This window comes from Glaciecola sp. XM2 (genome assembly GCF_018595715.1).
Lineage (GTDB): Bacteria > Pseudomonadota > Gammaproteobacteria > Enterobacterales > Alteromonadaceae > Glaciecola.
This window is the reverse complement of the sequence record NZ_JAHEOJ010000021.1, coordinates 63,708-83,931: the sequence shown is the minus strand read 5'-3', so window position 1 is coordinate 83,931 and position 20,224 is coordinate 63,708. Positions and strand designations below refer to the sequence as shown.

22 protein-coding genes are annotated in these 20,224 nt (G+C 43.6%); 2 read left to right on the top strand and 20 right to left on the bottom strand.

Annotated elements, in window-relative coordinates; translation table 11 throughout:
• Positions 1–24: 24 nt before the first annotated feature.
• The 3 genes from KJ365_RS09505 to KJ365_RS09495 form a co-directional block, all read right to left on the bottom strand.
• The gene (locus KJ365_RS09505; protein WP_214451421.1) at positions 25–567 is read right to left on the bottom strand and encodes a YgjV family protein; all 543 of its coding nucleotides are present in this window, start codon (positions 565–567) and stop codon (positions 25–27) included.
• 96 nt (positions 568–663) lie between these two features.
• Positions 664–1,029 carry a hypothetical protein gene (locus KJ365_RS09500; protein ID WP_214451420.1) on the bottom strand — a complete coding sequence of 122 codons (366 nt, stop codon included), beginning with the start codon at positions 1,027–1,029 and terminating at the stop codon, positions 664–666.
• Between the two features lie 95 nt (positions 1,030–1,124).
• Positions 1,125–1,754: an NAD(P)H-binding protein gene (locus KJ365_RS09495; RefSeq protein ID WP_214451419.1), complete on the bottom strand. Its 630-nt coding sequence runs from the start codon at positions 1,752–1,754 to the stop codon at positions 1,125–1,127.
• 209 nt (positions 1,755–1,963) lie between these two features.
• On the opposite strand from KJ365_RS09495, the gene KJ365_RS09490 reads away from it, so the two are divergent.
• Together KJ365_RS09490 and KJ365_RS09485 are read left to right on the top strand one after the other, a co-directional pair.
• Entirely contained in the window at positions 1,964–2,965 is a 1,002-nt protein-coding gene (locus KJ365_RS09490; protein ID WP_214451418.1) for a serine/threonine dehydratase, read from the top strand.
• A gap of 3 nt (positions 2,966–2,968) precedes the next feature.
• Positions 2,969–4,630 carry an amidohydrolase gene (locus KJ365_RS09485; protein WP_214451417.1) on the top strand — a complete coding sequence of 554 codons (1,662 nt, stop codon included), beginning with the start codon at positions 2,969–2,971 and terminating at the stop codon, positions 4,628–4,630.
• Positions 4,631–4,865: 235 nt separating this feature from the next.
• Here the strand turns inward: KJ365_RS09485 and KJ365_RS09480 are convergent, their stop codons facing one another.
• The 17 genes from KJ365_RS09480 to fabV form a co-directional block, all read right to left on the bottom strand.
• Positions 4,866–5,642 (bottom strand): LytR/AlgR family response regulator transcription factor, encoded by a 777-nt coding sequence (locus KJ365_RS09480; protein ID WP_214451416.1) that lies wholly within the window; start codon positions 5,640–5,642, stop codon positions 4,866–4,868.
• Entirely contained in the window at positions 5,639–6,787 is a 1,149-nt protein-coding gene (locus KJ365_RS09475) for a sensor histidine kinase (RefSeq protein ID WP_214451415.1), read from the bottom strand. The genes KJ365_RS09480 and KJ365_RS09475 overlap by 4 nt, the downstream gene beginning before the upstream one ends.
• A gap of 126 nt (positions 6,788–6,913) precedes the next feature.
• Entirely contained in the window at positions 6,914–7,216 is a 303-nt protein-coding gene (locus tag KJ365_RS17035; RefSeq protein WP_352109373.1) for a GNAT family N-acetyltransferase, read from the bottom strand.
• A 27-nt stretch (positions 7,217–7,243) separates the two neighbouring features.
• Positions 7,244–7,399 carry a hypothetical protein gene (locus KJ365_RS09465; protein WP_214451413.1) on the bottom strand — a complete coding sequence of 52 codons (156 nt, stop codon included), beginning with the start codon at positions 7,397–7,399 and terminating at the stop codon, positions 7,244–7,246.
• Positions 7,400–7,401: 2 nt separating this feature from the next.
• The gene (locus tag KJ365_RS09460; protein ID WP_214451412.1) at positions 7,402–8,262 is read right to left on the bottom strand and encodes an MBL fold metallo-hydrolase; all 861 of its coding nucleotides are present in this window, start codon (positions 8,260–8,262) and stop codon (positions 7,402–7,404) included.
• A gap of 49 nt (positions 8,263–8,311) precedes the next feature.
• The gene (locus tag KJ365_RS09455; protein WP_214451411.1) at positions 8,312–8,536 is read right to left on the bottom strand and encodes a DUF1653 domain-containing protein; all 225 of its coding nucleotides are present in this window, start codon (positions 8,534–8,536) and stop codon (positions 8,312–8,314) included.
• Between the two features lie 3 nt (positions 8,537–8,539).
• Positions 8,540–10,102, bottom strand: coding sequence for a M17 family metallopeptidase (locus tag KJ365_RS09450; protein ID WP_214451410.1), 1,563 nt, complete (start codon positions 10,100–10,102; stop codon positions 8,540–8,542).
• 79 nt (positions 10,103–10,181) lie between these two features.
• Positions 10,182–11,273, bottom strand: coding sequence for a DNA polymerase IV (dinB, locus tag KJ365_RS09445; protein ID WP_214451409.1), 1,092 nt, complete (start codon positions 11,271–11,273; stop codon positions 10,182–10,184).
• Positions 11,274–11,342: 69 nt separating this feature from the next.
• Positions 11,343–11,576, bottom strand: coding sequence for a (Na+)-NQR maturation NqrM (nqrM, locus tag KJ365_RS09440; protein ID WP_214451408.1), 234 nt, complete (start codon positions 11,574–11,576; stop codon positions 11,343–11,345).
• Between the two features lie 21 nt (positions 11,577–11,597).
• On the bottom strand, positions 11,598–12,638 hold the full coding sequence (locus tag KJ365_RS09435; protein WP_250884134.1) for an FAD:protein FMN transferase: 1,041 nt from the start codon (positions 12,636–12,638) through the stop codon (positions 11,598–11,600).
• 76 nt (positions 12,639–12,714) lie between these two features.
• Complete coding sequence (nqrF, locus tag KJ365_RS09430) at positions 12,715–13,947, bottom strand: NADH:ubiquinone reductase (Na(+)-transporting) subunit F (RefSeq protein WP_214451407.1); 1,233 nt, start codon at positions 13,945–13,947, stop codon at positions 12,715–12,717.
• Between the two features lie 21 nt (positions 13,948–13,968).
• Positions 13,969–14,577 (bottom strand): NADH:ubiquinone reductase (Na(+)-transporting) subunit E, encoded by a 609-nt coding sequence (nqrE, locus tag KJ365_RS09425; protein ID WP_214451406.1) that lies wholly within the window; start codon positions 14,575–14,577, stop codon positions 13,969–13,971.
• A gap of 5 nt (positions 14,578–14,582) precedes the next feature.
• Positions 14,583–15,215: an NADH:ubiquinone reductase (Na(+)-transporting) subunit D gene (locus KJ365_RS09420; protein WP_214451405.1), complete on the bottom strand. Its 633-nt coding sequence runs from the start codon at positions 15,213–15,215 to the stop codon at positions 14,583–14,585.
• Between the two features lie 9 nt (positions 15,216–15,224).
• Positions 15,225–15,989 (bottom strand): Na(+)-translocating NADH-quinone reductase subunit C, encoded by a 765-nt coding sequence (locus KJ365_RS09415; RefSeq protein ID WP_214451404.1) that lies wholly within the window; start codon positions 15,987–15,989, stop codon positions 15,225–15,227.
• Complete coding sequence (locus tag KJ365_RS09410; protein WP_214451403.1) at positions 15,979–17,181, bottom strand: NADH:ubiquinone reductase (Na(+)-transporting) subunit B; 1,203 nt, start codon at positions 17,179–17,181, stop codon at positions 15,979–15,981. Before KJ365_RS09410 ends, KJ365_RS09415 begins: the two co-directional genes overlap by 11 nt.
• A gap of 3 nt (positions 17,182–17,184) precedes the next feature.
• Positions 17,185–18,525 carry a Na(+)-translocating NADH-quinone reductase subunit A gene (locus tag KJ365_RS09405; RefSeq protein WP_214451402.1) on the bottom strand — a complete coding sequence of 447 codons (1,341 nt, stop codon included), beginning with the start codon at positions 18,523–18,525 and terminating at the stop codon, positions 17,185–17,187.
• Positions 18,526–18,939: 414 nt separating this feature from the next.
• Complete coding sequence (gene fabV / locus KJ365_RS09400) at positions 18,940–20,124, bottom strand: enoyl-ACP reductase FabV (RefSeq protein WP_214451401.1); 1,185 nt, start codon at positions 20,122–20,124, stop codon at positions 18,940–18,942.
• Between the last annotated feature and the right edge of the window lie 100 nt (positions 20,125–20,224).

Below are 20,224 nucleotides of genomic sequence, written 5' to 3'. Positions count from 1 at the left end.
TTTATATATTTGAGAGAACGCCGGTTAATCCGGCGTTTTTTTTGTCTCTAAATCATTCGACGCATTTTTCTTATCACGATACAACACGTAAAAAATGCTGCATAAGTTTGTGATGTTAAAGATCGTACCAAAAATGCTTCCTACCAAAATTGCATAAACCAGCCCAAGTCCTTCAGCAAAAATAAACCATTTTCTTACCTGAGCAGCCTGGGTGAATACGATAGACCCCACCGTAAAAATCATCGAAGAGGTATATGCAATAATAATAATCCAAGGGCTATCCAAATAGCCCCATTCATATACAAAGAAGGCAATATTGAGCACAACAAACAAAGCAAGAACACTATTGCCACGGTAATAAATAGCAATAATATTTCGAACACTCGCCAGCGCAGTACCAATGCCAGCGGCTAACGCGCCAAGCATAAAAAAGTGGGTACTAACGGCAGCCAAAGCAATAGCCGAAATAAGACGATACCGATTGATATCTTGTTGTCGATAACCAATGAAGTTGAAAACAACCGCAATCGCACCAAATACCTCAGCAATGACATACTGATTTTCCACCTGCGGCTCCTGAAAACTAAACGGGTGCGTATTATGCGGATTTAATAAGGGATTTCCACTAAAGATTGGAGAAAGTTACGATTTCGGTGCGATGCGCTAGCTGATCTTTTGTCGCGCAAACCATTCGTCATAGGACATAGAGAACGGCTCATCAATACAATCCGCTGGATAAGCATATAACGCAAACTTATCTCCCTCTTGATGAGTAAGCACCACTGCAAACTTAGGCATACTGTTTAATGCTTTATGCATGGGATCCCAAATGGGAATATGATAGTTACCAAGGGCTAAAATTGGCACTTCAAAACCATTTATATGAGTGTAATGATCCGCCACAGGATTTGGAATTACCGCATAAACGCAGTGAAATGGGATGTTGACCTGAACGCCATCCCACCAAAACTTCTCAACTTGTACATTGCTGAATAACGCTTTTGTAGACGCTGGAATTGCATTTTTCATTGTCATCACCCGCTTTACATCGTTGAATATAATTTCGTTGTATATCTTTATATCCACTGATCGCGTGCTTTTCTTTAGCGTTTATCTTTAAAGAATTAAAAAACCTGTAAATTTATCATTTCACTGGCAACCTGCTGAGGCAAAACGGGACGATACTTTTTTAACGGTCCCAACATGAGTGGATCTAGAATTTTAAGCAGTTTTAGCGCAAATGATTCCCCTGGTCTGTGCAATTTGCGCTGTCCGTCTAACAAAGGTGGTCTTACTGCTGCTGGATGGTTTAACTGCGGCATGGTTAAAATCGCATTCTCGAGTTCGCCTTTCACTCGCAAATAAAACTGCTTGCTTCTTGCATTAGCGCCTATCGACGAAATCCATACAAAACTGGCGGCTCTTTGGGCTCTTGCGAGCTGAGCGCATACATGAACAAACTCAAAATCGACACGCCTAAAAGCACGCTTACTGCCAGCCTGCTTCAGGGTAGTCCCTAAACAACAATACACATGATCAACTGAAAAGTACCCTTGGTAATCCTGCAATAAATCAAAGTCGATGACTAGCGCCTGAATTTTCTTCATTGGATCATGGTAATCAGACTGGCTTAGAGGCGCTCGGACTAAACAAGTTACCGTGGCATAACGATCATCTTGGCACAATTGATTGACCAAGGCCTTACCAACTAAACCGGTAGCTCCTAGCACAATTGCGCTATATTTTTTATTCATGTAAGACCTGTTTGTGCTAATCTAAATGTGTGTTTAACATACCCTTAAACGCTGACCAATGATCAGTCTATTTAACGATTTATTCATTTTCCTTTGTCAGCATAGCGATGCTGAATGCTAATGCAGGCGGTTTAATAGGCCAAAAAGCAAAAGCCAAAAAAACACATCAACCAACTTTGCTCCTTTATTCATAATTTGAGATTGACATCATGGTAACTTTTGACGATATCAAGCAGGCACAAACTCTTATCTCGCCATATATACAACGCACCCCCATCATGCAATCGAGTCTGTTAAATGGGTGGTTGGGACATGAGATTTTTTTTAAAGCTGAGTGCTTACAAACGACTGGCGCGTTTAAGCTAAGAGGCGCAATCCACTTTTTGTCGCAATTAAAAAAGCACAATGCATTACCCAAACATATTGTTGCCAATTCATCCGGTAATCATGCACAAGCCGTGGCTTATGCTGGCAGACTCTTCAATGTCCCGGTGACCATTTATAGCGCTAAAAACATATCCCCCATCAAGGCTGCCGCAACTGAATCATATGGCGCAACCTTAAACCGCTTTGACACTCGAGTGCAGGCAGATGTTGCCGTTAAAGCTGCAAGCGAACAAGAGGGTGTGGTTTGGATACCACCATTTAATCATCCGTATATCATCGCAGGACAAGGCACTGCTGCTCTTGAAGCATTAAAACAGGTCGATGATATCGACATGATTGCAGCGCCGTGTGGTGGCGGTGGTCTATTAAGCGGTACCATTGTTACCGCACGAGCATTGAATAAGAATATTGACGTTGTGGGTGCAGAGCCGCTTGCAGCAAATGATGCGGCGCGTTCCCTCAGAGAAAACCGCATAATGAGCCTAACTGAGGCGCCCAATACACTTGCTGACGGCGCTGCAACGCCAAGTGTTGGTGAGCATACCTTCGAGATTTTAAAAAGTGTCGATGCCTTTCATGAAGTCGATGAATCCTCTATCATTTATTGGACACAATGGTTACAACATCTACTAAAACTACATATAGAACCCACCTGCGCGATGACCATGCAAGCTGTTGTTAATTATTTATCTCAACAACAAACAAAAAAGCGTGTAATGGTTATTATCTCAGGTGGCAATATCAGCCAAACAAGCATGCATAAGATTTGGGAGTATGACTGTTTGGACACTTTGCCCAGTTTGGGTCTTGCAACAAGGATATAAAGCATGAAATTAATTTATTCGCTGACGCTCATCATCAGCTTTCTTACCCTTATAACGCCTGTTGACGTAGGTGCGGCATCTCGCGTTTACACTAATGCAACCGGCTATACCTTAAATTCCGATGGTGAAATGCTTGCCTTTTCTCAGCTGTATATAGTGGACGACATTGTGCAAGGCGTTGGACATAACTTACAGGTACCAAACGATGTTGAGCGTATCGACATGCAAAATGCGGTTATTATACCGGGTTTAATTGACGCTCACGGACATATTTTAGGACTAGGAGAAAACCTGTTTCAGGTGGACCTGCGCGGCACAACAAGTGAAGCTGAGGCCGTTGAACGCATCAAGAACCATATTAGCGCGCGCGGTTCACAAGGCAATGGATGGATAATGGGAAGAGGATGGAACCAAGTTTTGTGGGATAACAAAACCTTTCCATCAAAAGAGAGCTTAGATCAAGCGTTTCCAGATACGCCAGTCATCATGAGCAGAGTGGACGGTCATGCCGATTGGGTCAACTCAAAGGCGCTAGCAATGGCTGGGATCAATGCCGATACCCCGCAAGTTACCGGTGGTGAAATTGTAAAAGATGATGCAGGGCAGCCTACTGGTTTACTCATTGATAATGCTAGCTACCTCGTATACAAGTTAATTCCTAAACTTTCGACCGACGGTTATAAGAAGCGGCTCAACCTTGCTGGTCAGCGCTTACTATCGCTAGGTATTACGAGCGCACACGATGCTGGCATTACAGAAACCGTCAGGAACTTCTATATACAGCAAGCTAACAACAATGAGCTAGATTTTCGTATTTACGCAATGCTATCTGCGACAGAGCCAAATATCGAGCGAATGTTAAAAGAAGGACATTTTAACGACGAGCAAGGTTTTTTATCTATTCGTAGCGTGAAGGCCTATGGCGATGGCGCGTTAGGTAGCAGAGGAGCAGCTTTACTTGAACCGTATTCAGACGATCCAGATAATGTAGGCTTACTCGTTACTCCAGAAGAGAGTTTACCGATGCTGTTTAACACGGTAATCGGTGCGAATTTTCAATTAAATTTTCATGCAATCGGTGACCGAGCCAACCGTTTAGCTTTGCAACAATTTATTAAATCATTCGAAAACTTTCCACAAAATGTATCACGACATCGTGTTGAGCACGCACAAGTTATCGCCGTAGAAGACATTCCACTATTTGCACAGCACGGTATTATTCCATCTATGCAACCGACACATGCAACCAGCGATATGAACATGGCAGAAGATCGCGTTGGAAAGGAACGCCTTAAAGGTGCGTATGCCTGGCAGACATTCTTGGCACAAGGGTCTCGCATTGCATTTGGTAGTGACTTTCCCGTTGAGCTCGCTAACCCATTTCATGGCCTACACGCCGCAGTCACTCGACAACAGGCAAATTCTGAGCCAAAGGGTGGTTGGCTAGCTCACGAGGCCGTTACCCGCTTACAGGCCTTTAAAGGCTTCACATTAGATGCGGCGTACTCTGGGTTTCAAGAGGATATGATTGGCACGCTAGAAGTCGGCAAAAAAGCGGACTTTATTGTGATTGATACGGATATTTTTGAAGCTGCACCCGCTGCAATTCGGGATACTCAAGTGCTTGAAACGTGGGTAAATGGTGAACTCAAATATAAGCGTTGATCTTGCACGCTCTATCGATTCTAGAATTGTATCTATGACTGGGTTTGCATCCGTGCATTAAAAGAACCGCCGTCAATATAGACGGCGCTTTTGTTGTGCCAACCAAACACTATCTAAAAAAATAATACCGATTCCACATTCGACCTAGCTGTATGAAACTGAAATAATGACTCAATCCTAATTTTTTCAATATCAAACAGTGATGCTTTACCTTAATAACAATGGATATATCAGTCTAGTTAGCTAAAAATCCCTTTACAACATCTCTGTAATTCCTGCTTACTTTCACTTGGTCGTACTCACCTAATACCAAGTGAAACTCACCTTTTGAAAGTGGGATAACTTTTTTTACAAATTTCAGGTTAACAATAGTAGAGCGATGTACACGCTTGAAGATTGACTCATCTAGCTCTGCCAACAACTCCTTCATCGTTATACGTTTGACATGCGTTTTTCCCCCAATATGTATACACATATAATCACCCGCTGCATCAATCCATTCAATTTCGCGTTGGTTTAACATATGAATCTCATCTTTATCTTTTACAACTATTTTAGATGGTGACTCTTCTTTTTCAGCACTTGCCATTTGTGCAATGGCGTTCATGACAGACGTTTTATTGATCTGAGAAGCACTTCGCTCGAGCAAACGCAGGGTTACTCTGTCAATTGATCGCTTCAATGATTCGTCGCTAATTGGTTTTAATATATAGTCAACTGCATTGGCATCAAACGCGTCCAAAGCGTATTGCTCATATGCAGTAGAAAATATAACGAGTGGCATTATGTCGCCCTGCACTCTTTTGATAACCTCTAGTCCCGACATTCCGGGCATTTGAATATCGAGAAACATCACATCAGGACATTGGTCAGCAATACAAGCTAACGCCTCTTGGCCATTCTTGCATTGTCCTACAATTTCCACATGTGACCATTTAGCTAATTTAGCTACCAACAACTGTATTGCTAAAGGCTCATCGTCAACAATGATAGCTCGAATGCGTCTGTTCATAATTGCGCTTTACTTACTGGTTGGTTGCGTTCATATGGGATCACAATAGTCGTCATTAAACCGCGATCGCCGTTAGGGGCTGATGTCAAAGAGTGGTTGTCCTCATATAACACATTCAAACGTTGGCGGATGTTTTTTAACCCAACCCCAACAGAGGGGACTTGATCGCATACCATATCAGAATTGGCATCACTACCGGTGTCAGAAAGCTGTATTACTAGTTGCTCATCTTCAACATGCGCTTTTATATCTATTTCACCACCTAACACACTTTTTGCGACCGCATGTTTCATTGAATTTTCGATAATTGGCTGTAGTAATAGGCTTGGCACCAGAGCCTCTTGCGCTTCGTCGGAGATATCAATGTTTACCCTCAATCGCTCTGCAAACCGAGTTTCTTCAATTCTTAGGTATAGGTTTAACGCAGACACTTCTTCATCTAGAGATGTTTTCAAGTTCGGATTACTGTTTAGAGAATAGCGCAAGAATTCGCTCAATTGCACTGTGACTCGCTGCGCCTTATCTGACTCACCGATCTCAATAAGTGAATTAATTGCGTTTAAGGTGTTACATAAAAAGTGTGGATTAAGTTGATAACGAAGCATTTTTAACTTCGCATCTGCGGCCTCACTTTGTGCGCTGATACGTTTTAGGTGCTCTATTCGAGACTTTGTTTCAGCTTCTAGCATTATTTTATGTTCTGACTCAGACAACTCATAATAACGAATGCCATAGAATAGACCAGTCCAGCACAAAAATACGAAGATACTGCTAAAATACCAACCTCCAAATTCGTTCCAAACTGCGGCATATCCCGTAAGCATTACAAATATTTGCATATGCATGAGGGTCCAGCACAAGGAAGTGAATAAAACGAGCACTAGACCATAAAAAATAAGCCTTATTACACTGAGGGTATGCATCCTCTCGAAGGCTACCTGCATCAATATGGAAAAAAATAAACCCAGTACCGCCTGCATAATGATATGGGCAACGTTCGCAAACGTGACTTCGCTATACCATAAAATTAGTGTGAAAAAACCAACAATGCAAAGAAACAACCAAAACCCAATGTGCCACACCCAAAAACGATATTTCGGATTTGTTTCTAGCGCCACGCGCAAATTCAAAAGGCTAGATTCCATAGTCTTGCTCTTACGTAATCGGTTAACACACATTTGTTAATGAAATGTTTTACGCTAAGTTAATACTTGGGTCTACTAATTTATCGGATAAACCGCTCGATTTGCGCAGTTTGAGTGACGCAACACCTAATAACGCAACGTCATGTACTGGCAATGTTTGATACTTGAAACATCTTTGGGGTAGGCTGTGGGGACAAAACCAAGGTTATTGTAGCTAGTAAGGGCTGCCTTGTTACTCTCATAAACAAATAATGAAATGATGTGAATGTCCTGCTGTCTTACCGCGACCTCAATCAACCGATTCACTACTTCATAAGATAGTCCCAGACCACGGTAGTCTGGCGATATTACTAAGCGTCCTAGGTGTGCTCTTAGTGGGCATAGCTGAACTTGTCCAAAACCAAGCATGGTTTGGGTATCGGCGCACAACAGCGAATATGACTGATAATTACCTTTTTATATAAGAGATGCCAGTTCTGGCATGGTTTGCCTGAACGGGATATGAGGGCCTGCCCAATGCATAAACTCAACTTCGTCGGTAAACCAAGACAGCAAAGGCGCATAATAATGCGCCTTACTCTCAACAACAGATAAATTTTTAATCTTTATCATGCTCACTGATAAAGGGTCTTGATCCATCTCTCTTCATTAATAAATTGCCATGCCCAGCTGTTCCACTTTTCTTCGAGCCCCATATCTAAAACGGCTTGTTCACTTAAACCTTCCGCTTTTTTAGACTGCACGTAAGCATACGTTTCCTGAATCATATCGACAAAACGTTGCAAGTCAGCCTTGTCAGCTAATGCACCATGACCGGGGATAACCTTAGTATCGTCATCTATTTTACTCAAAAGGGTCTCAACGGACTGAATATAACCTGCTACCGAGCCGCCAGCACCTAGGTCAATATATGGGAACATGTCCTTAAAGAATAAGTCGCCTGTATGCAGCACATCTGGCTCTTCAAACCAAATGGCACTATCGCCATCGGTATGACCGTCGGCTAGATGAAAAACGTGGATCGTTTCGTTGTTCATGTGAAACTTAATGCCATCTTCGTATGTAACAACGGGCAGCATAGCTGGGTTTACATCCTCCCCCGAAGCAAGGCGAATTCGCACATTTTCATGAGCAAAAATAGTGACACCTTTGTTTTGTGCAAAAAAGGCATTAGAACCAACGTGATCTCCATGATAATGCGTGTTTATCACAAAACGTTTTGGCTGTGAGGTTATCTCACTAATTGCGGCACTTATCTTTTCCGCTAACGGAGCATATTGATCGTCAATCATTAACACCCCATCATCACCAGCAGATACCCCTATATTTCCGCCAGCGCCAACGAGCATATGAACCGAACCCGCCACTGCAAGGCTTTTGACTTCAACGTCAGCGAACCTATCTTGCGCGAAACTTGTGGCTGCAGCAAGCGTCAAAGACGCACTTATTAATGATACTAATAAAACCTTTTTCATATTTTGTTCCTTTGCCCTTCTGATAAATAAGACTGTAGCCTATTTATGATTAATTACCCGCATCACTGCCACAAAAGGCAAAACGAGGGATCATTTCGCCGTTTATCTCTACACCTTCAACAAACATATCGAAAGGTCGCACCCATAATGCTTGGTCACCGTAAAGTGGTTTATATAACACTAACCATTCCTCTGTTTCCGAGTGGCACACAAGGTCGATAACTTCATAATATTGCCCTTTGTAATGACGATATTTGCCTTTTTGTATATTCATCTTTCACAGCCTAGGCAATATATAGCGAGCTGTAAAGGCAGCGAGGGGCGCGGCGGTAGGTTTACCGTGCTGCCAATTTAAATTTTCAACACCGGAGCCAGCGATGTCTACGTGAGTGTATGCTATCGGTTTGTCACTGCCCATGTTATGTGCATCAAGCCCTGACGCAATGCTCAAATAAGCCATCGGAAATTGATGCCCACGCACGGTACTGACCGACGGCGCATTATTTGACGACAAAACATCATCAGCTTTAGTACGAGGTTGAATAAAGTCATAATCTTCTCGCCTGACCCGCGACTGCTCACACGGGTCTGACCAAAGATGGCCGGCATCAATAAGGCCTTGGCTCACACTTTGACTAATTGCCACCTGGTTTTCAAGGAGGGCAGTATATGGTCCAAAGGCAATGGCAGCGTGCCCAGTCAGCGTAGCTACTGAGAATATTTGTGGATTAATAGCATCTATGGCTTGTTCGCGCATATGTGATAAAACATCCGTTAACACCATACGGCCTTCTGCATCAGTGTTACCAACTCGCACTCTAATACCGGCGTGGGACGTGATTATTTCATCTGGTACATAGGCGTCAGCACCCACGCTATTTCTGACTAATGCTAGCGTAGCGACGACTTTAAGCCCTTTGGGTTTTAACATCGAAAGGGTCTTCATGAATCCTGCGACCGCTGCAGCACCGCCTTTATCTCGACTCATCCCTGCCATATGGCCATTGACTTTCAAATCGGCACCACCGGTATCAAAAGTAATGCCTTTACCCGCCAAGAAAAGCGTTTGCTGTATCTCATCTTCACTATCATAGGACAATGTTAGGATTCTTGGATGATGACGGGCAACCTCTAATGAGGCTCTAGCGACAGCGTGCAGGCAAGGATATTCTTGCAACATGATGTTTTCGTCATCGATACAATGCATACCAATGTTGGTATCGGTAAAAGCGTCTTCGCAGTATTCTACAAAACCAATAGGTGCCATGCTTTCCGGCTCAGTTCCGCATAAGTCGCGGGCAACGCGTTTTCCCGCTTCAATGGCAGATATAATGCTCACTTGTGATGCGTCAAGACCAAACATACCCACGCATTCTACCGGCTCTAGTACTTTCTCATCTAGCGCGACACGAGCCTCTAAAGGTTGCCATAACTGCTGACAAATCCCCAAGTAAACATTTTGCAGCGCAAAGTTAAACTCATTATTTTTGTAACTAGGCACTTCATCTACAAACACGCTTAGTAAGGGTTTAACTGAATGAATATCGGTCAACAGTGCAGCAATCGTCTTGCCAAGATCAAAAAAACGTCTCACATCATCATAATCACGTGAAATATCGCCGATGGGCACATACAGCGTTCTGCCACCGGGCAATGAAGACGTTGCTACAAGAGAAGGCGAAACACCTACGCGAGGGTCTATCTTAGTAGCACTAGGGATAGCGTCAGACAACTCAGCAAATATCTCTGGAAATGTTCCTGTCGAGACGACAATTGTTAAATCAAATTTCTCGTGTGCTTGTTGCAAGTCGGCGACGGCCACCGGTATAGGGTAAGACATAACAGCATTCCATGTTGGTTCTTATCACAGTAGTATAGTGAATAGCGCGAATATCACCAAATGATGCGCAGTATTTGACCTAGTTCTGATTGGCCTTAGTCAGCGTATCATCTTCCCAGTCAAATGAAAGTTGGGGTGCGTCGGGCTCTGGGTCCTTTAAACCCACCTGAACCCCTAAGAGACGTACCTGTTTCCCCTCACCTCTTGCAAGTGCCTCGTGGAGCAAAGACAACAGTACTTCCTCATCTATGCATGAATGCTTTAGTTCTTTTGTGGTTTGCTGAAAGTCATGAAATTTTACTTTTACGCCAATCTTGTCGATGCCTCGGCTGGTAATATATTTATCGGCTCGCTTGCTCAGTTCGGGCATCAGTTTTTGAACCATATATTCAGCTAAATCAGCCTCGCGAACCTGATCGACGTTAAACGTGCGCTCTACCCCAACAGATTTGCGAACCCGTGAGGTCTCAACAGGACGAAAATCTCGCCCTTGGCATTTTTGCCACAAAGAACGCCCAAACTTACCAAACTTTTCCACCAACTCACTTTCTCGCAGGGCTCTAATATCAGCTCCAGTGCTTAAACCAAGTTGCTGTAGCTTTTCAAAGGTTACTTTGCCTACTCCGGGTATTTTATTGAGTGGAAGATGTTCAATAAAGTGGTCAAGCTCGCTCGGGGTGACAACGTATTGGCCATTCGGCTTATTCATATCAGAAGCTATCTTTGCAACAAATTTAATTGGTGCAATGCCAGCAGAGGCGGTGAGATTAAGCTCATTCTCAATGGTTTTTCGAATGTCGTGGGCTATCAGGGTAGCGGAGCCATGAAATAACTCACATTCAGTGACGTCAAGATAGGCTTCGTCAAGAGAGAGAGGTTCAATAATAGGCGTGTAACGAGAGAAAATTTCGCGTATGCGTGCGCTTACCTCTTGATATACCTGCATGCGGCCTGGAACGATAAGCAGCTTAGGACATTTCCTCAACGCAACTGCTGCAGGCATAGCAGAGCGGACTCCAAACTCGCGGGCAATGTAATTGCAGGTCGTTAACACGCCACGGTTAGCCGTCTTTCCACCAACCGCGACCGGATGCGAGGCTAATTCAGGGTTGTCTCTTATTTCTACTGAGACATAAAAGGCGTCCATATCTACATGGATGATTTTGCGCATATAGACTCGCAAGCTTATACATACTCAGCATTTTCCACTACACAAAAATATTTGCAATGTGCGTATTAACTACAAGATCTGATTGTTCTTCCACTCTTCAAGTTTACGCTCGCGAATGGCTTCTTTTTCCAGCCTGGCCTTTTTGCGATCGCATGGTTCAGGGCAGTCACATGCCTTCGATACCCCTAGCGCTCCTAATCCACCGCATGAGCCAGAAATACTTTTCTTTTGAAATATATAGCCAACGCCCATAGCAAGGACCATTAATAAGAAAAAACCAAATGCTAAAATAAATGTACTCAAAATTACCTCTGTCGGCTAAATTTATTGTATCACTTTGACCTGACGGTCAAAGGCGGTGGAGCGAAATTCATTAAATCCGTCTTCGTCTTTAGTGATAAAAAGCGCTGCAATATTTTCACGCTCTGCTAGTTCTTTTCCCGTCTCTGGCCCCATAACAATTAACGCAGTGGCGAGGCCATCCGCTTCCATGCTGCTAGGCGCAACGACTGTTACCGCCACTAAATTGTGTTGAATAGGATATGCCGTTTTGGGGTCGATTAAATGCGAGAAGCGTTGACCATCCTCCTCGTAGTAATTTCTATAATCGCCTGAGGTTGCAATTGCATTGTTTCCTATCACAATTGTACGTTGAATCGCTCGCTGTTGAGAAATCGGTTTTTCTATAGCTACAACCCAGTCCTGCTCGTTTGGCTTTTTGCCTGATAAGCGCATCTCACCACCAATTTCAACGAGATAATTGGTAATGTTATATGACTCTAGGATTAACGCCAGCTCATCCACCGCATACCCTTTCGCAATAGTCGACAAATCGATATATACATCGTCATTTGACTTGATGACACTATTGCCCTCTAACACAAAACTCTTAGCACCTGTTAAAGCCTGGGCCGCAAGCAACTGCTCAGGTGAGGGAATTTTTTCAGGTCTTAGGTTAGGTCCAAACCCCCACAAATTGACAATAGGCCCAACCGCAATGTCTAACATGCCATCGCTTAACTCAGAGAGCTCAAGTGCTTTACGAATGACAGACGCAGTTTCTTCACTAATAGGAAACGCTTGATGCGCTGGCGCGTCATTTAACATCGACAGCTCTGAATCGCTGATATATGTCGACATAAGCTGATTGATTTGAATCAAACGCTCATCCAACAAGTTCGTAAGTTGCTGAGTTGAAATCGAACCTTTCCCATCTGAGGGTAAGTATTTTACGCTGTACGTCGTGCCCATCGTTTTACCATTAACTGTTACGATTTGAGCGTTTTGCTTAGCACATCCGACGAGCACCAAGATTGCTAGTGAGGCAATAAGCCATTGTGATTTAGTAAAAATTGTTTTGTTCAACGAACATTCCTCGTGACTACCTAAGCACAAAAAAGGGGCTTACAGCCCCTTTTAATTTCAATAATAACTGAGCTAATTAGCCACCAAAGTCATCTAGCATAATGTTTTCGTCTTCCACACCCATGTCTTTCAACATGTTTATGACCGCTGCGTTCATCATTGGTGGACCACACATATAAAACTCACAATCTTCTGGAGCAGGGTGATCTTTCAGATAATTTTCAAGCAATACATTGTGAATGAACCCTGTATCACCCTCCCAATTATCTTCAGGCTGTGGATCTGATAATGCGACATACCACTTAAAGTTTTCGTTTTCTGCTTGCAACATATCGAAATCTTCAACATAGAACATCTCTCTCAAAGAACGAGCACCATACCAGAACGTGATTTTACGGTCCGTTTTGATTCGACGAAGCTGATCAAAGATGTGTGAGCGCATCGGTGCCATACCTGCACCACCACCAACGAATACCATTTCTGCGTCTGTTTCTTTTGCAAAGAACTCACCAAATGGACCAGATATCGTGACTTTATCACCTGGCTTCAATGACCAAATAAATGAAGACATCTTACCGGCAGGCAAGCTAAGGTTATTAGGCGGCGGCGTTGCAATACGCACGTTTAGCAAAATAATCCCTTCTTCTTCTGGATAGTTTGCCATGGAGTAAGCGCGAATAGTTTCTTCGTCTACTTTAGATTCCACGTCGAAGAATTTAAAACGCTCCCAATCTGGGCGATATTCTTCTGGAATATCAAAGTCTTTGTATTTTACATGATGTGGTGGAGCTTCAATCTGAATATAGCCACCTGCACGGAAAGGCACACTTTCACCATCAGGAATGCCAAGCTTAAGCTCTTTGATGAAGGTCGCTTCGTTGTTGTTAGAAAGCACTTCACATTCCCATTTCTTGATACCAAATACTTCTTCTGGTAATTCAATTTTCATGTCTTGCTTAATCGCTACCTGACATGAAAGGCGACAACCTTGCTTCGCTTCGCGCTTGGTGACGTGATCGAGTTCCGTTGGTAAAATTTCACCACCGCCCTCTTTGATATCAACTCGACACTGACCACATGAGCCACCGCCGCCACATGCTGACGATACGAAAATACCAGAGTCTGCTAAAGCGCCAAGCAACTTGCCGCCTGGAGAGGCGGTAATGACTTTTTCAGGATCGTTATTGATCATGATTTTCACGTCGCCACTTGGGACGAGCTTTGATTTGGCGAATGTAATAATCAATACGAGTATCAAAACAATCGCAATGAACATCCCTACGCCAAGATATATTTCAATCTGATTCATTTCTTAATGCTCCTACTTCACTTAAAGTGAGATACCGGTAAATGATTGGAAACCAAGCGCCATAAGCCCAGCTATCATAAACACTGAACCTAAACCACGGATACCATCTGGCATGTCAGCGTACTTCAGCTTTTCACGAACGGCAGCTAACAATACGATTGCCATCGCCCAACCGATGCCACTTCCCACTCCGTAAACAACGCTTTCTGACAACGTGTACTCGCGCTGCACTGCGAAGGCTACGCCACCAAATATTGCACAGTTTACGGTGATAAGAGGGAGAAAGATCCCTAGTGCGTTGTATAAAGCTGGGAAGAACTTGTCCAGTGTCATTTCCAGTATTTGTACCAATGCCGCAATAACGCCGATAAAAGTCAAAAAGTTAAGAAAACTTAGGTCGGCATCTGGGAATCCAGCCCATGCTAGCGCACCTGGTGCAAGCACGTTGACGTAAATCAACTGATTTACAGGAACTGAAATACCGAGTACTACGATTACCGCAACACCTAGTCCCATTGAAGTCTTAACCTTCTTTGATACCGCTAAGAAAGTACACATCCCCAAGAATAATGATAGTGCCATGTTTTCAACAAAGATGGCTCTGATTGCTAGTGCTAAATAATGTTCCATCAGTCTTATTCCTTAGGCTCAACTTGTTCAGGGCGGATAGTACGAATGCCCCAAATCATTAATCCAATCAAGATGAAAGAGCTAAAGGGTAAGATAAGCAAACCATTACCCTGATACCATCCGCCATTTTGCACGAGAGGTAGGATTTCGAAGCCCAAAATAGTACCGAAACCAAACAGTTCCTTAACTGTGCCAATCACAATTAATATGAAGCTATAACCGAGACCGTTACCGATACCGTCTAGTAAACTCATAAATGGCGGGCTTTTCATAGCATAAGCTTCGGCGCGACCCATTACGATGCAGTTGGTGATAATAAGACCAACAAAGACCGATAGCTGTTTAGATATCTCGTAAGAATATGCTTTCAAGATTTGGTCAACAACGATTACCAACGAGGCGATAATTGTCATCTGAATGATGATGCGCACGCTTGAAGGTATCTGATTTCGTATCATCGAAATAAATAAGTTAGAAAACGCACATACTGCGGTCAATGCCAGAGACATTACCAAGGCAGTCTCAAGCTTTGTTGTGATTGCAAGTGCAGAGCAAATACCCAAAACGTGAAGCGCGATGGGGTTGCTACCTATAATAGGCCCGAAGAGGGCTTGTTTCATTTCTTTAGTATCAGCCATTTTCGTATCCTATGATTTCCAAGATTGACGTTTGAGATATGTACCGTAACCATTTTCACTGGCCCAGTATTGCAAGGTATTTTCAACACCATTACTGGTCAATGTTGCGCCAGATAGTGCATCTACTGCATATTGGTTGCCATCACCTACGTTTTTATCAACGCTGATTGCAACATCTCCATCTTTAAACAGTTGCTTACCATTCCACTTCGCTTGCCAATCAGGGTTTTGTATTTCTCCACCCAATCCTGGCGTCTCTTTATGTTGGTAATAAATGAGTTCGCGGATGGTTTGGCCATCGCTATCTAGTGCCAAAAACCCGTACATTAAATCCCACAGTCCACTTCCGTGCACTGGCAAGATAATGCGTGACACTTCGCCTTGCTCATCTTTAATATGATAAACGCTGGCAACGCTAGAACGGCGTAAGAATCCTACATTACTACCTTCAACACGCACCATAAACTCTGGTTGTTTGGCCGCTTTGTACATATCAAAATCAGGCGAAGGTTTCTCTACATATTCACCCGATGACAAATCAACAAACTTCTCTTCTACCTTGTTCAGGTAGATTTCAGCAATTTCTTCTTTTGTGCTGGCTTCTCCAAGTAAACCCGCAGCGCCGAGAATGTTTGATTTCTTATCGAGGGCGGCGTTAGTTTGTTGAAGCTCGCGTAAGCCTACCGCGGAGCCCGATACTACAATCGAGCAAACGAGACATACCGCAACAACCACCAACATTGTTTTTCCTAATGTTTCCTTTTTAGCCGACACGTGCAAGTCTCCTTTTTATGTTGCTTTGGGCAACGAAGTAATCAAACAATGGCGCCCATAAGTTAGCAAACAATATCGCTAGCATTATCCCTTCTGGGAATGCTGGGTTTAGCACACGTATCAACACAGTCATAAACCCGATAAAGAATCCATACAACCATTTACCCTGATTAGTAAACGATGCAGACACCGGGTCGGTCGCCATAAAGAACATACCAAAAGCCATACCGCCAATGACGTAATGGAAGTAGAAAGGCATATTAAACATCGCATTGGTATCTGAACCTATGAGGTTGAGTAACAGTCCGAAAAACGCCACGCCAAGGGCCACACCTGAAACAATACGCCAACTTGCAATACCCAGATAGATGATAAACAAACCACCTATCATAATCATTAGTGTCGAGACTTCACCCACCGAACCAGGGATATTACCTAAGAAAGCTTGAATGAAGTTTTCATTGGTATATTCCAATGCGCCTGCGGCTGATTGACTTAGCCAAGTTGCGCCTGAGTATCCATCAGCGGCTACCCAAACTTGGTCGCCAGATATTTGTGCAGGGTATGCAAAGTAAAGGAAAGCACGTCCAGATAACGCTGGGTTTAGGAAGTTACGTCCTGTACCACCGAATATCTCTTTGGCAATCACCACACCAAATGTAATACCCAACGCCACTTGCCATAATGGAATCGTTGCCGGTAGCGTTAACGCAAAGAGTACGGATGTAACAAAGAAGCCTTCATTGACTTCATGCTTGCGCACCGAAGCAAACAATACTTCCCAAAATCCACCAACGATGAACGTTGTTGCATAGATAGGTAAGAAGAAACAGGCGCCATAAAGCATCATGCTTATCCAAGTAGCATCTGCACCCATGCTGCCGCCAAGCGCAGTGAACAATGCTGCTTGCCAAATATCAGGAAGGGCGCCCGCACCAGACATAATGGCTGAATGCGCTTGAGCACCAACGTTATACATACCGTAAAACATTGCTGGGAAGGTTGCCATCCACACCATGATCATGATGCGCTTAAGGTCGATACCATCTTTTACGTGAGTAGTAGATTTATTTACTTTACCCGGCGTATAAAAAATAGTCGCTGCGGCTTCATAAAGCGCATAGAACTTTTCGTATCTGCCGCCCGCTTCAAAATCGGGCTCGATTTTTTCTAAATAAGCTTTTAAACCCATCAGTTAACCCTCTGCTTCAATTTTGCTTAAACAATCTCGTAATTCTGGACCGTAATCGTATTTGCCTGGGCACACATAAGTACACAATGACAAATCTTCTTCGTCCAACTCCAAAGCGCCTAAGTTTTGAGCGCCGTCGGTATCACCCGATAAAATGTCTCTCAAAAGTAAGGTTGGAATTACGTCCAATGGCATGATGCGCTCATAGTTGCCAATAGGCACCATGGAACGGTCGGAGCCGTTTGTTGTTGAGGTCATATCAAACAGCTTTTTACCGCCTAAATGCCCTAAGTAAGCGCGTGTGACAGAATGCTTATCTGAACCCGGCATAATCCAGCCAAATAGCTTCTTCTCACGATCTTCTTTAATGAGTGATACTTGATAATGGTAACGGCCCAAGTACGCGTGTGGACCTGATGCATTAGTTCCGTTTAGAACCGAACCAGAAATTACACGAATCGGTTCGTCTGTGGTTTGATCAGCAATCAAGTCATTAACACTTGCGCCAAGCTGTGTACGAACCACTTTTGGTGACTTGGCCATAGGACCAGCAATGGAGATGACGCGTGATGTGTCGAGATCACCTGACTGGAGCGTAGCGCCAATTGCAATGACATCTTGATAATTGATGTGCCATACTTTTTTGCGCGGTCCAACCGGATCTAGATAGTGAATATGGGTACCAGGAAGCCCTGCAGGATGAGGACCCGCAAATTCGTTAACTTCGACACGTTCGCCCATAGCCGGAATGTTTGCGCCAGGTGCTTTGTTGACGAACAGCTTACCTTCCGTCAATTTAGCCAGTACCTTTAAGCCAAACGCAAAATCCTGCTCTCGCTCTGCAATCACAATTTGAGGGTCAACTGCGAGTGGATTAGTATCCATCGCCGTAACAAAAATTGAATGAGGCACGCTATCAATCGCGGGGACTTTACTAAATGGTCTAGTGCGCATTGTCGTCCAAAGCGCTGAGTCGACGAGCACGTCAACCAATGCCTGACGATCTGCGTTTGCTAAACTCGCATCGTCGAATTTAGTGAACTCTACCGTTTCATTGCCAGACACGCTAATTACAACAGATTGCAATACGCGTTTATCACCACGGTTTACTTCAACGACTTCACCACTTGCAGGAGCAACAAATTTTACGCCAGGATTTTTCTTGTCCTCGAATAAAATCTGTCCCTTCTTCACCACATCCCCAACTTGGACGTGCATGGTGGGTCGCATACCAATATATTCCTGTCCAAGAATGGCTACCTTAGAGGCTGTTACCGTATCGGTAATAGTCTGCTCAGGGGCACCTTGGATAGGAAGATCTAAGCCTTTCTTTATCTTTATCATATGCAATTGACTACTCTTAAATTTAGAAACCAATTAAAACGCGCCTGTTGCTTTCATCTGATTGTATTTCAAGCAAGTTTTAATTGTCTCCTAACAGTACGATATAAAATTTCAAACAAGCCATTGCGTCCAAACAGTCACATAGACCAAATCGGACACATCCTTAAGTACTTGTTATTATTATTTATTGTTGTGCACGCCGACTTGCATTTCTATTTGTGATGACCGTAGTCGATAGTATGCAGTCGTTGAATGGGCGCGATTTTAGCATTATCCGCCCTTAAAAGGCTATGGTAATTATACCAAAAGCGTATTTAATCAATCATTAACGTGAACAAATAATTCCACCAACAGCGTGTGCTAAACAACAGGCTAGTGCCGTAGCTTACTGTATATGAGGGGGAATTAGTGAAACTAAGACCAATGTACCATAGGGTCAACATCGGCCTCATAATCAACACCTTGAATTTCAAAACCAAATAAGTTTAAGAAATCTTTATGGTATCCCGCATAGTCACTTAATTCATGAAAGTTATCTTGGGTCACTTGGTCCCATAAAGCTTTGATTTTAGCCTGTGTTGCTTCGTTGGTCTCAATACCGTCCATCCGGTAACGATTCAACTCATCGGTAGGTGGGTTGTTTGCATAAAGCCGTTTACCAAACAAACCCGCGATTTGTTCAATACATCCTTCATGGGTGCCTTCTTGCTTCATGACTTTGTAAATAAGAGATATATACAAAGGCATGACCGGAATAGCGGAGCTCGCTTGCGTCACTAAGGCTTTTAAAGACGACACGTTTGCTTGTACCCTGCTCGTTGCGATGTCTGACATGATTGCGCTCGCTGCTCTGTCTAAGTCTTCCTTCGCACGGCCTATGGTTGCATTTCCATAAATTGGCCAGGTTAGCGCTTTGCCTATGTAGGTATAAGCGGTTGTTTTGCACTCGTCAGCTAGCACGCCTGCTGCAGCTAATTGTTTTAACCAACGCTCCCAGTCTTCGCCGCCCATAACTTTAACGGTTTGGGCAATTTCATCATCATTCGCCGGCTCAAGCGAGACCTCATGCACCTTGTCTTTATCGGTGTCGTAAGTCTTAGTCGTATACGCCTGTCCGATGGGTTTAAGCGTCGATTTGTAAGTTTCTCCAGAGTCTGGATCTGTGCGACGTGGAGACGCCAAACTATAAATGACGAGGTCTATTTTGCCCATCTGAGCTTTGATCTTTTCGATCGTTTGCTGTTTGATTTCATCTGAAAACGCGTCGCCATTAATGCTGTCTGCAAACAAACCCTGTTCTTTTGCAGCGTCGTGAAATGCGGCTGTATTATAAAAACCTGCGGTACCCGTCTTTCTCTCAGTTGGGGCTTTTTCAAAACACACACCAAGGGTTTTAGCGCCATATCCAAATGCTGCGGTAATGCGTGAGGCAAGTCCGTATCCTGTGGAGCAGCCAATCACTAACACATTTTTAGGGCCATCGGTCTTATCAAAAGATTGTGATTGCACGTACTTTATTTGCTGCTCGACGCTTTTTGCGCATCCTACCGGGTGTGCATTTGTACAAATAAATCCTCTGACCTTTGGCTTGATAATCATGTCTGCTCCTTTGCGCAAATTGTGTTTTGTATCTGCTACATTAATGTTGTGGGTAAGCTCACCCATAATTTATGGCGCGCATTCTATAGTGCAACGCGCC

Coding starts and splice junctions, on each gene's coding strand:
- KJ365_RS09500 (WP_214451420.1), bottom strand. CDS start 1,029: ATGAAAAATGCAATTCCAGCGTCTACAAAAGCGTTATTCAGCAATGTA.
- KJ365_RS09480 (WP_214451416.1), bottom strand. CDS start 5,642: ATGAACAGACGCATTCGAGCTATCATTGTTGACGATGAGCCTTTAGCA.
- KJ365_RS09455 (WP_214451411.1), bottom strand. CDS start 8,536: ATGAATATACAAAAAGGCAAATATCGTCATTACAAAGGGCAATATTAT.
- KJ365_RS09420 (WP_214451405.1), bottom strand. CDS start 15,215: ATGGCTGATACTAAAGAAATGAAACAAGCCCTCTTCGGGCCTATTATA.
- KJ365_RS09475 (WP_214451415.1), bottom strand. CDS start 6,787: ATGGAATCTAGCCTTTTGAATTTGCGCGTGGCGCTAGAAACAAATCCG.
- KJ365_RS09465 (WP_214451413.1), bottom strand. CDS start 7,399: ATGATAAAGATTAAAAATTTATCTGTTGTTGAGAGTAAGGCGCATTAT.
- KJ365_RS09490 (WP_214451418.1), top strand. CDS start 1,964: ATGGTAACTTTTGACGATATCAAGCAGGCACAAACTCTTATCTCGCCA.
- fabV (WP_214451401.1), bottom strand. CDS start 20,124: ATGATTATCAAGCCAAAGGTCAGAGGATTTATTTGTACAAATGCACAC.
- nqrF (WP_214451407.1), bottom strand. CDS start 13,947: ATGAATCAGATTGAAATATATCTTGGCGTAGGGATGTTCATTGCGATT.
- dinB (WP_214451409.1), bottom strand. CDS start 11,273: ATGCGCAAAATCATCCATGTAGATATGGACGCCTTTTATGTCTCAGTA.
- KJ365_RS09485 (WP_214451417.1), top strand. CDS start 2,969: ATGAAATTAATTTATTCGCTGACGCTCATCATCAGCTTTCTTACCCTT.
- nqrE (WP_214451406.1), bottom strand. CDS start 14,577: ATGGAACATTATTTAGCACTAGCAATCAGAGCCATCTTTGTTGAAAAC.
- KJ365_RS09460 (WP_214451412.1), bottom strand. CDS start 8,262: ATGAAAAAGGTTTTATTAGTATCATTAATAAGTGCGTCTTTGACGCTT.
- KJ365_RS09405 (WP_214451402.1), bottom strand. CDS start 18,525: ATGATAAAGATAAAGAAAGGCTTAGATCTTCCTATCCAAGGTGCCCCT.
- KJ365_RS09410 (WP_214451403.1), bottom strand. CDS start 17,181: ATGGGTTTAAAAGCTTATTTAGAAAAAATCGAGCCCGATTTTGAAGCG.
- KJ365_RS09495 (WP_214451419.1), bottom strand. CDS start 1,754: ATGAATAAAAAATATAGCGCAATTGTGCTAGGAGCTACCGGTTTAGTT.
- KJ365_RS09450 (WP_214451410.1), bottom strand. CDS start 10,102: ATGTCTTACCCTATACCGGTGGCCGTCGCCGACTTGCAACAAGCACAC.